General features: G+C 69.6%; 9 protein-coding genes. 2 read left to right on the plus strand and 7 right to left on the minus strand.

From position 1 onward, the window contains the following. Positions 1 to 8: 8 nt before the first annotated feature. From ID574_RS20570 to ID574_RS20595, 6 genes are all read right to left on the minus strand, one after another. The gene (locus tag ID574_RS20570; protein WP_188190549.1) at positions 9 to 1,370 is read right to left on the minus strand and encodes a GH1 family beta-glucosidase; all 1,362 of its coding nucleotides are present in this window, start codon (positions 1,368 to 1,370) and stop codon (positions 9 to 11) included. Continuing rightward, positions 1,367 to 2,170, minus strand: coding sequence for a carbohydrate ABC transporter permease (locus ID574_RS20575; RefSeq protein ID WP_188190550.1), 804 nt, complete (start codon positions 2,168 to 2,170; stop codon positions 1,367 to 1,369). The genes ID574_RS20570 and ID574_RS20575 overlap by 4 nt, the downstream gene beginning before the upstream one ends. Next, positions 2,167 to 3,123: a carbohydrate ABC transporter permease gene (locus ID574_RS20580; RefSeq protein ID WP_188190551.1), complete on the minus strand. Its 957-nt coding sequence runs from the start codon at positions 3,121 to 3,123 to the stop codon at positions 2,167 to 2,169. Before ID574_RS20580 ends, ID574_RS20575 begins: the two co-directional genes overlap by 4 nt. Further along, entirely contained in the window at positions 3,120 to 4,403 is a 1,284-nt protein-coding gene (locus ID574_RS20585; protein ID WP_188190552.1) for an ABC transporter substrate-binding protein, read from the minus strand. Before ID574_RS20585 ends, ID574_RS20580 begins: the two co-directional genes overlap by 4 nt. Positions 4,404 to 4,580: 177 nt before the next feature. After that, positions 4,581 to 5,471, minus strand: a complete 891-nt coding sequence (locus tag ID574_RS20590; RefSeq protein ID WP_188190553.1) for a serine/threonine-protein kinase — start codon at positions 5,469 to 5,471, stop codon at positions 4,581 to 4,583. Between the two features lie 134 nt (positions 5,472 to 5,605). Beyond that, positions 5,606 to 7,414: an HsdM family class I SAM-dependent methyltransferase gene (locus ID574_RS20595; protein WP_188190554.1), complete on the minus strand. Its 1,809-nt coding sequence runs from the start codon at positions 7,412 to 7,414 to the stop codon at positions 5,606 to 5,608. A gap of 76 nt (positions 7,415 to 7,490) precedes the next feature. Between ID574_RS20595 and ID574_RS20600 the strand changes: the two genes are divergently transcribed. Beyond that, a complete protein-coding gene (locus ID574_RS20600; protein ID WP_188190555.1) occupies positions 7,491 to 8,261 on the plus strand; it encodes a PP2C family protein-serine/threonine phosphatase in 771 nt (256 codons plus the stop codon). 185 nt (positions 8,262 to 8,446) lie between these two features. Further along, a complete protein-coding gene (locus ID574_RS20605; protein ID WP_223166961.1) occupies positions 8,447 to 9,529 on the plus strand; it encodes a CHAP domain-containing protein in 1,083 nt (360 codons plus the stop codon). Between the two features lie 185 nt (positions 9,530 to 9,714). On the opposite strand, the gene ID574_RS20610 is transcribed toward ID574_RS20605, so the two are convergent. Beyond that, on the minus strand, positions 9,715 to 10,764 hold the full coding sequence (locus ID574_RS20610) for a glucose 1-dehydrogenase (RefSeq protein ID WP_188190556.1): 1,050 nt from the start codon (positions 10,762 to 10,764) through the stop codon (positions 9,715 to 9,717). Positions 10,765 to 10,793 lie beyond the last annotated feature (29 nt).

The raw sequence follows: 10,793 nt of genomic DNA on the forward strand, positions 1-10,793 counted from the left end.
TAAGAAATCTACAGGCCGTTCCTGGCGATGACGTCGCGGTACCAGAGCGCGCTGTCCTTGAGGACCCGGGTCTGCGTCGCGTAGTCGACGTGGACGATGCCGAACCGCCGCCGGTAGCCCTCAGCCCACTCGAAGTTGTCCAGCAGCGACCAGACCAGGTATCCGCGCAGGTTCGCGCCCGCCTCGATGGCCCGCCACACCTCGCGCAGGTGCCCGTCCAGGTACGACACGCGGTCGGCGTCGTGCACCCGGCCGTTCTCGACGACGTCGTCGAAGGCCGCGCCGTTCTCCGTCACCATGAGCCCGACCTGCGGATAGTCGCGCGAGAGCCGCACCAGCAGGCGGGACAGGCCGTCCGGCACGATCGGCCAGCCCATCGCGGTCGTGGGCGCGTCCGCCGTGGCGAACCGCACGTCCTCCGAGCCCGGCCAGGCGGCGTCGGCGGGCAGGCCGGGGCCGGACTCGACCACGCACGGGTTGTAGTAGTTGACGCCGATCAGGTCGATCGGGGCGTTGATCAACGCCAGGTCGCCGTCCCGGATGTGGTCCGTCCCGCCGTTGCGCTCGGCCGCCGCCAGGACCTCCGGCGGGTACGTGCCGTACACGGCCGGATCCAGGAACTGCCTGGTCAGCAGCGTATGAATGCGGTGCGCGGCGGCCGCGTCGGCCGCGCCGGCCACCGCCGAGGGGTCGTTGACCTGGGCGGGCGTGAGCACCGGCGAGGAGTTGACCACGAGCATGACGGTGCCCGGGCGCAGCCGCCGCGCCGCCAGCCCATGGCCGAGCAGCAGGTGGTGGGCCGCGCGCAGGGCGTCGGCCGGGTCGCGGCGGCCCGGCGCGTGCACGCCGTTGCCGTAGCCGAGGAACGCCGCCACCCACGGCTCGTTCAGCGTGGCCCAGTTGCGGACGCGGTCGCCGAGCCGGTCGTGCACGGCCTGCGCGTATTCGGCGAACCGGTAGGCCGTGTCCCGGTTCGTCCAGCCGCCGCGGTCTTCGAGAGCCTGGGGGAGATCCCAGTGATAGAGGGTGGCGTAAGGCGTGATGCCGGCGGACAGCAGCTCGTCCACCAGCCGGTCGTAGAACGCGACCCCGCGCGGGTTGACCGCCCCCGCGCCGTCGGGCTGGATGCGCGGCCATGCGATCGAGAACCGGTAGGCGGCCAGCCGCAGCTCGCGCATCAGCCGGATGTCGTCCTGGTAGCGGTGGTAGTGGTCGCAGGCCACGTCTCCGGTGTCGCCGTTCGCCACGTTCCCGGGGGTGTGGGAGAAGGTGTCCCAGATCGACTGGCCCCGCCCGTCCTCCTTGACCGCCCCCTCGATCTGGTAGGAGGCCGTGGCGGCGCCCCAGACGAAGTCCTCGGGAAAAATCATCCCTTAACAGCTCCTTGCATGATTCCACCAATGATCTGCTTGCCGAACAACGCGAAGACGGCCACCAGCGGCAGGGTGCCGATCGCGGTGCCGGCCAGGCCCAGCACGTAGTCGTTGACGTACCCGCTGGCCAGCGTCGAGAGGGCCACCTGGACGGTCGGGTTGTCCGGGTTGAGCACGACCAGCGGCCAGAAGTAGTCGTTCCATGCCGACATGAACGTCAGCATGCCGAGCACGGCCGCCGCCGGTCGGGCGACGGGCAGCACGACGCGCCAGAACAGCCCCCACGTCGTGCAGCCGTCCACCCGCCCCGCCTCCAGCAGCTCGGTGGGCAGGGCGCGCGACAGGTACTGCGTCATGAAGAACACGCCGAACGCGTTGACCAGCGCGGGCACGATGAGCGCGTACGTGGTGCCGGTCCACTCCAGCTTCACCATGAGCATGTAGAGCGGGATGATGCCGAGCTGCGCGGGCACCATCATGGTCGCCACCGTGATCACGAGCATGATGTTCTTGCCCCGGAACCTCAGCTTGGCGAAGGCGAAGCCGGCCAGCGTCGAGAAGAACATCACCGCGATCGAGATCGACCCCGCCACGAGGACCGAGTTGGCCAGCGCCAGTCCGAACGGGACCGTGTCGAAGACGCGGGCGACGTTGGCGAAGAAGTTCCCGCCGGGGATCAGCGGTGGCGGCACCTGGGCCAGCGCCGAGTTGTGCCGGGAGGCCACGACGACGCTGTAGTAGAGCGGGAACGCCGAGAAGAACGCCACCGCGATGAGGGTCAGATAACGCAGCCTCACACCAGCCCGCCCTTCATCCTGCGGGTGATCAGGAAGTTGATCCCGGCGACGAGCACCACGGCCAGGAACATCAGCCAGGACGCCGCCGAGGCGTAGCCGAAGTCGAACTTGCCGAAGCCCTGCTCGTAGACGAACAGCGCCAGGGTCTGGTACTGCCGGTCGGGGCCGCCGGTGGAGCCCGCGGCGCCGCCGCTCATGCTCGCCCCGAACAGCAGCGGCTCGGCGATGATCTGCATGGCGCCGATCGTGGAGACGATGACCACGAAGACGATCGTCGGCCGGATCATCGGGATCGTGATGCTGCGCAGCTGCTTGAAGGTGCTCGCGCCGTCGAGCGTGGCGGCCTCGTAGAGATCGCGCGGGACGGCCTGCATGGCGGCCAGGAAGATCAGCGCGTTGTAGCCGGTCCACCGCCACATGATCATGACGGACAAGGCGATGTGCGAGGTGGCGGTGCCCGCCGCCCAGTCGATCTGCCCGGCGCCGAACCACGACAGGACCCAGTTGATCAGGCCGAAGTCCCGGCCGAAGAGCTGACTGAAGATCACCACGACCGCCACGACGCTCGTGACGTTCGGCACCAGCAGCGCCACGCGGAACAGAGTCTGGAACCGCAGCCGCCCGTTGAGCAGATGCGCCAGCCAGATCGCCAGCACCAACTGCGGCGCGGTCGAGAGCACGCCGATGGACAGTGTGTTGAAGGTGGCGTTCCAGAAGTATCCGTCGGCCAGCAGCGTCGAGAAGTTGTCCAGCCCGATGAACTCGTGCGTGTCCGACAGCAGCGTCCACTCGTGCAGGCTCACCCAGGCCGTGTAGATCAGCGGGAACAGCCCGAAGGCGCAGAAGAGCAGGAAGAACGGCGCCACGTAGGCGTACGGCGACACCCTCAGGTCGAGGGTGTGCCGCACGCTGCGCCTGCGCCGCCGCGAGATCGCGAGGGGAAGAGCGCTCATTTGATCTTCTTGACGTCCTCGAGCACCTGCGCCCACGCCTCGTCCGGCGTCTGCTTGCCCTGCTCGACGCGGCCGAGGCCGTTTCCGATGGCCACGCGGACGTCGCCCTCCTTGGGGCCGAGGTGCTGCGGCTTGAGCGCCTTGGCGGCCTCGGAGTAGATCTTGCCGATGGGGGCGTCACCGAAGAACGGCTTGGTGAAGTTCTGGATCGACGGGTCGTCGTACAGCGCCGGGATCGACGGGAAGGTGCCCTCCTCCTTGAACACCTTGGCCTGGTTCTCCTTCGAGGTCAGGAAGTCGATCAGCTCGGCCGCCTCCTTCGGGTGCTTGCTCTGCTTCGGCACCATCAGGTGCGAGCCGCCGCTGTTGCCGGAGCCGCCGGGGACCTTCGCGATGTCCCACTTGCCGGAGGCGTCCTTGGCCTGCTCCTGGATGAAGCCGGTCATCCAGGCCGGGCAGATGATCGTGGCGAACGAGCCCTTGGCGAAGCCGGTGTTCCACGGCGGCGAGAAGGCCGCCAGCTTGGCGGTCAGGCCCTCCTGGGTGAGCTGGTTGGACAGGTCCCAGGCCTTCTTCACGGCGGGGTTGGAGCCGACGATGATGTTGTCCTGGGCGTCGTACAGGCCGACGGGCGCCTGGTTGACCATGGCGCGGAAGATCTCGCCCGGGGAGTCCACGAACTTGGCGCCGGCCACGTTCGCCGCCGCGAACTTCTTGCCGGTCTCGATGTACTGCTCCCACGTCGGCCAGAGCGCCGCCACCTCGTCCCGGTCGGTCGGCAGCCCGGCCTTCTCGAACAGGTCCTTGCGGTAGCACATGGCCAGCCCGCCGACGTCGGTGCCGAGGCCGAGCACCTGGGCCCCGTCCTTGCTGAGGCCCTGCTGCCACTTCCAGTCGAGGTAGTCGGCCTGACGCTTGTCGAGCCCGTACTGCTTGAGGTCGACGAACTTGCCGGGCTGCGCCGTGAACGTGCTGATGTAGCCGACCTCGACCGCCTCGACGTCCCCCGCGCCCGCGTTCGTGGCCAGCCGCTTGACCAGGTTGCTGTGGTGGTCGTTGAACTGCGTGACGTTCTCGACGATCTCGATGTTCGGGTGGGTCTTCTTGTACTCCTCGTAGAGCGGCTTGAAGCCGAAGTCGCCGAAGAGGCCGATGGTCAGCTTGATCTTCTCTCCCGGCTTGGTGCTCGCCGGGGCGGCCGTGTTCCCTCCGCCTCCGCACGCGGCCGTGAGCAGGGCGGCGGCGAGCAGGGGCACGGCGAGCCGGATCCGAGGGGTCATGGAGCCCTCCTGTGTTTTCACTTCGGGGGATTGGATGAGAGAGCGCTCTCTCAAGAGATTCGCGGGGCTTATGCGGCTCTGTCAAGGGAGGTTAAATAACGATCGCCGTTATTGAGAGAGCGCGTTCACGGCTGGGTGCGGGCGTGGCGCAGCCGTCGGAACGCTTTTCCGGAGAGCTCAGCCGCTGAGCGCGCGGCCCGCCATGCGGGCGTACATGCGGCCCGGGCTCGGGGCCTTGGCGAGGAAGCCGGGGAGCATGGGCAGCTCGACGGCGAACGGGTCGAGCCGCTCGTAGAGCTCGTTGGCGTCGGCGGGCCGGTCGTCCGGCTTCTTCTCCAGCAGCTGCGACAGCAGCGCGCTCAGCCCCGCCGGGATGCCGGGAACGGCCGGCGGGCGCTCCTTGACCTGCTTCTCGAAGACCATGTAGTCGGTCGGCCCGGTGAAGAGCTGCTTTCCGGTCAGCATCTCGTGCAGGACGCAGCCGAGGGAGTAGAGATCGCTGCGCGGCTCGGCGACGCCGTGCTGGATCTGCTCGGGAGCCATGTACGCGGGCGTCCCCAGGATCTGCCCGATCCTCGTGAACGTGGTGACGTCCGCGTCACGCAGCATGGCCAGGCCGAAGTCGAGCACCTTCACGCTGCCGTCCGGGCAGAGCATGAGGTTCGTCGGCTTGAGGTCGCGGTGGCAGATCGACAACGCGTGCGCCGCCGACAGCACCGCGCACGCCTGGGCGGCGATGGCGGCCGCCCAGGGCACGGGCAGCGGGCCGTGCTCGCTCACCACGTCGGCGACCGTCACGCCCTCGATGAACTGCATCACCTGGTAAAGCCGCTGCTCGTGGGTGCCGAAGTCGTAGAGGACCGGCGCGCCGGGATGCTCCAGCCGGGCCAGGATGCGGGCCTCGCGGATGAAGCGGCGCTCCAGCTCGTGGTCGGGGCCGCTGGGCAGCCTGAGCAGCTTCACCGCGACCCGGCGGTCCAGGTGGCGGTCGTGACCGGCGTAGACCGCTCCCATGCCGCCCTGACCGAGAGGGAGGTCGTCGAGCTCATAGCGGTCGCCGATGACCATTCGCCCCTCCCCGCAGTCTTTCAAGGAAATTACTACATCCGGAAAAAACTACAGCGTTAGGACGGCGAGGGAGTGCCGTCGCATGGAGGAGGAGCGACAGGGGAAGGCGGCGGCATATGGCGACCGAGCCCGCCTCACGGAGTGAGGCCATGAGCAGGCGGGTGCAGGTGGCCGTCGGCGAGGCCGTCGAGGCCCAGCCTGATCAGCGTCTGCCCCAGCGTCGAGGTCTCGCGAATGGCGTCCTCGAGCACGGCGAGCTGGCGGAAGGCCTCGCCGTACGCCTTCTGCTCCTTGAGCGACAGGCGCGGCAGGCGGGTGCGGCGCACGTCGAACCTGCTGGAGCCGGTCGACGCCCGGCCACCGGCGGCCCGCAGGTAGCCGGCCAGGAAGTCCGGGTCGAGCCGGCGCGCGTCCACCCGGTAGAGCGTCAGGTGCGGGCCCAGCACCGCGCCGCCGTCGGCCATCACGCGCACGCTGGAGTAGGAGGCCACCACGTCGCCCGGGCGGATCGCGACCAGGCCCTGCTGCATGGTCGTGGCGCCGGAGGGCGGCGTGCCGTTGAGCACGTCGTCGGAGGTCAGCACCGGCACGTCGCCGCCGTCGGCGGTCATCTTGGGCGGGGCTTGCGACGTGGTCACCAGGCCCTCCTTGATCAGGTCGCCCAGGGTGGTGGCGGGCTGGTCGAGCGGCTGCTCCAGGACCTTCAGGTCGGGCGGCACGGCGGCGGCCGCGAGGAAGCGGTCGCGTACCTCGGCGAAGGCCCTGCCGACGTCGTCGCGGCGCTGGTGGCGGGCCGGGGTCATGTCGACCTCGTCGGCCAGCAGGTCGATGATGCGCACGGTCTGGTCGGAACGGTCCTCCAAGTACGCCTGCCAGGCCGGCTCCACGCTCGCCAGGTCGGCGGTGGCGTCGAGGATCAGCACGTCGGACGGTGGCCGCTCGCCCGCGGCCGGGCGGCGCAGCAGCCACAGGTCGGAGCCCGGCAGCGCGATCACGGCCCGCAGGGCCCCCGCGCGCAGCAGGTTGGCGCGGATGCGGCGGCCCGCCTTGCGGCTCGCGGCGGCCGGGGGCATGAGGATGGCGACCAGGCCGCGTGGCTTGACGTGCGTGAGGCAGTGCTGCACCCAGGCCAGCTCCGGCTCGCCGCGCGGCGGCAGGCCGTACTCCCAGCGCGGGTCGCCGGTCAGCTCCTCGTAGCCCCAGGCCCGCTCGTTGAACGGCGGGTCGCACACCACCGCGTCGGCGCGCTGTCCGGCGAAGCCGTCGTGGCGCATGGAGTCGCCGGCCACGATCTCGGCGTCGATGCCGCGCAGCCGCAGCCTGGAGGCCGTGATGGCGGCCGAGGTCTCGCTGAGCTCCTGGCCCAGCACCCGTACGTCCCGCGTCGTGAGCGGGGTCAGGAGGAGCGTGCCGACGCCGCAGGCCGGATCGAGGATCGTGCCGGCGTCCGCGTGCGCGAGGCGCACCATCAGCTCGGCCACGTCCTCCCGGGTGATGGACAACTGCCGGGAGTGGGCCTCGAGGTAGCGCTCGCACAGGAACTCGTACGCGGTCAGCGGGTCGTGCTGCTCGGCCAGCTCCGTCACGAGCCCGGCCAGCTCCGGATCGAGCGCCGCGCTCCCAACCCCGGCGGAACCGTCGCCGAGGGCGTTCTGGCGGCCGGTCAGCAGCGCCCCCGCCTGGGACACCAACTCGCCCAGCCGCAAATCGCCGGCGGCTTTCAGGCGTTGCCACACCCGATCTCCCAGCGAGACCTGGTAGGACTTCCCATAGCGGCGCAGCCAGGACTCGACCTGGCGCAGCGAGAAGAGCGGCTGGTTGGCCGTGCCTCCGACAGGCTGGGGGAAGTCGTCGTGGCGGCGGCGCCAGTTGCTCACCGCGGCACGCCCGACACCGGCGAGCCGGGCGATGTCCCCGGCATTGACGGTGGGGTCGTGGCTCATGGAGCCAACAGTAGTTCACAAGAGTCTTCAGCGCATCTGCTTGTGAAGTCTTTCAACCAATGATTTACTGCTGGGTATGAAGCACAACATCCGCTATGCCGCCGGATCAGACGTGGGCCGCCGCAGGGAGCAGAATGAGGATTCCGGCTATGCGAGTGGCCGGTTGCTCGTGGTGGCCGACGGTATGGGTGGACACGCGGCCGGTGAGCTGGCGAGCTCGGCCGCCATCGCCGTCATGCGCGAGCTGGATGCCACGCTTCCCGAGACGGGCGCCGACCTGGAGGCGGCGCTGGAGGGCGCCGTGCAGGAGGCGGGGCGGAGGCTGGTCGAGATGGCCGACATCGATCCGGCGCGCCGGGGGATGGGGACCACGGTGACCGCCATGCTCTTCGACGGCTACCGTTTCGCCCTGGCTCATCTCGGTGACTCCCGCGGATACCTGCTTCGCGATGGTGCGCTCTACCAGATGACCAAGGATCACACACTTGTGCAGTCGATGGTGGACGAAGGGCGGATAACGGAGGATCAGGCCGCCGTGCACCCCCGGCGTTCGATGGTGCTGCGGGTGCTGGGCAGCGAGGGCAGGGCAGAGCCCGACATGGCGCTGCGCGAGGCCGAGCCTGATGATCGCTACCTCCTCTGCTCCGACGGCCTGACGACCGTCCTCGGGCCCGAGATCCTGCATGAGGTGCTGACCACGGTGGCAGACCCGGCCGTGGCCGTCCAGCGGCTCATCGATCTGGCCAACGAGGGCGGCTCGCCCGACAACGTGACCGTGATCGTGGCCGACGTGGTCGCGCCGGGCGCGGGCGACGTGGCGGTCTATCGCGTCGGTGCCGGTGCGTGACATTCGTCGTCGTAGCTCGTCTCATCTGTGGTCATGTGCCTCACCAGTCACATAACCGAAATTTCAGCTCATAGCAAGACACTTTCCCGGTCGCGCGCGCAATTTCGCGATGGCGCTATTACAGTCCATCGTGATTTGTCGGTTTTCTGGGAGGAGTCACCCTGGACCCGATTGCTGACGAGCTGCTGGAGACGGTACGGCAGGAACTCGGCTATAAGGAGAAGAGCGGCCAGTTCACCAAGTTCGGCCAGTGGTACGCCGATCGCGTCCAAGACACCCAGTACCGCAACGCGCCGTGGTGCGACATGTTCCTGGCCTGGGCTGCCGACAAGGCGGGTCTCACCCAATTCGTCGGGGAATTCGCCTGGACGCCCTCGCACGCCGCCTGGTTCATCAAACAGGGCGCCTGGACACAGAAACCCGAGCCGGGAGCCCTGGTCTTCTACGACTGGAAGGGCGGCAAGAGCTACAAGGGCATCGACCACGTCGGGATCGTGGAGCGCGTCGAGGGCAAGAAGATCCACACCATCGAGGCGAACGTCGACCGCGTCTGGCTCAAGCGCAAGGTCCGTGAAACCGACAAGGTCGTCGGGTACGGCCTGCCGCGCCTGGTCAAGGCCAATGCCGGGAAGCTCGACGAGATCCGCTCCACGGAACGCCCCTTCGTGCCGGCGCCGCGTGCCGAATCGCCGTCGGGCTCGCCGCTGGACGTGTTAGGCACCCCACCGGCCCTCCTGGCCGCCATGGTCCTCATGACCATCGTGCTGTCCTTACGCGTCACCGGCCGCCGCCGCGGCACCCACCGCCGCCTGCCGTGGCCCTGGAACGCGCCAACCGGCCCCGGCACGCAGCGCCCGTCACCCCGTCCCGGTCTGCCGTCGTCGATGCGCGAGAAGCTGGGAGCCCCGTCCAGTGGTCGTGGAGTGTCCTCGGACGAGCCCGCGCCCGAGCCCAGGGAAAAGGTCCGGGCCGGCGCGACGAAGACGGGCTCTGCCCAGACGGGCGCGTCGAAGCGAGGAGCGTCGAAGACGGGCGCCGCCAAGAAGACGGGCGCCGCCAAGAAGACGGGCGCCGCCAAGAAGACGGGCGCCGCCAAGAAGACGGGCGCCGCCAAGGGAAGCGCCGCCGCGCAACCCGACCGCTCCGCGCAGCCCGACCGCTCCGCGCAACCCGGCCGCGCCGTCAGGACCCGCGTCCCGGCCGGCTCGGGCCACGCCGCCACCCGGCATTCCATCCCGACCCGCCGCAAGCCCTACGACCCCAGCTGACCGACATTCCCGTCACCGGCCCGGGGGTCTCAGGAAGCACTGCTCACCCGCGGCGGAGACGCCCGACTTGGGAGCGGGCAGGTCAGGTGAGCTGGAGCGGCAGGCGTAACAGGCGGTCGCCGACAAGGTGAGGGACGACCACACGGCCAGCGGTCTGCGAACGCTGCGGCACGCCACCCGGGAGCCTAAGTCGTGAGGTCGATGACGACCTTGACGTCGTCGGCGGGTTCGAAGGCCTCCAACGCCCGCTCCAACGGCAGCCGCCGGGTGATCAACCGCTCCAGCCACCCCGGATCCGCCTTGGCCAGCGCGGCGGCCGCGTCCCGGTAGTGGCGCAGGTTCGCGTTGACGGTGCCGAAGATGACGTCGTTCTCCAGCACGATGTCGCGGTTGATCACCCCGGCGTCCACCCGGTGTTCCCGCCCGCCGGGCGCGAGACCGCACAAGCACACCATGCCCACCGCCGCCGTGGCGGTCATGGCGTCGATGACGAGCTGGCCCGCGCCGGTGCACTCGATGATGATGTCGGGCTCGATCCCGCCCAGCTCGGACAGCGACGACGCCGAGTGGTAGGTCCCGCCCAGGTCCTGCACCAAACGCGACTTGAGCCCTTCCGGGGCCCGGTCGAGCACGTGCACCTCCAACCCTCGCTGCCGTCCGAGCAGCGCGGCCAGCAGCCCGATCGGGCCGGCCCCGGTCACCAGCAGGGTGCGCGGCTCGAACCAGGCCCGCGCGCCGATCCGGTCGATCTGCTCCCACGCCTTGGCCACCACCGAAGCCGGTTCGACCAGCATGCCGACGCTCTCCAGTGACCGGTCCAGGCGCACGGCGTACGCGGCTTCGACGGTCCAGCGTTCGGCGGCGTACCCGTCGATCTCCTTGATGCCGCGCTCGGTGTAGCGGCCGTTGCGGCACATGTCGAACTCGCCGCGCCCGCACGCCCCGCAGGGCACCGGGTCGGGCCGCCGTACCACGCCCACCACCAGGTCACCGGGGGAGAACGCGGAGCCCTCCGGCGTCTCCAGCACCCGGCCGAGCGACTCGTGACCGATGATCATTCGATCCCTGCCCGGCGGCGCCCAGCCGTAGTCGGCCGCCGCCAGCTCCCTGTCCGTCCCGCAGATGCCCAGCGCGAGCCCCTGGACGAGCAGCTCGCCCTTGGCGCGCTCGGGATCGGGGACTTCCCGCACGTCGAGCGTCCCCTTGTGGCCCGGCTCAAACGTCAGCGCACGCATCCGGCGTCACCTCCTCGGCGGGTTCCCTA

Origin of the sequence: Nonomuraea sp. SYSU D8015, from assembly GCF_008065375.1 — a bacterium.
GTDB lineage: Bacteria > Actinomycetota > Actinomycetes > Streptosporangiales > Streptosporangiaceae > Nonomuraea.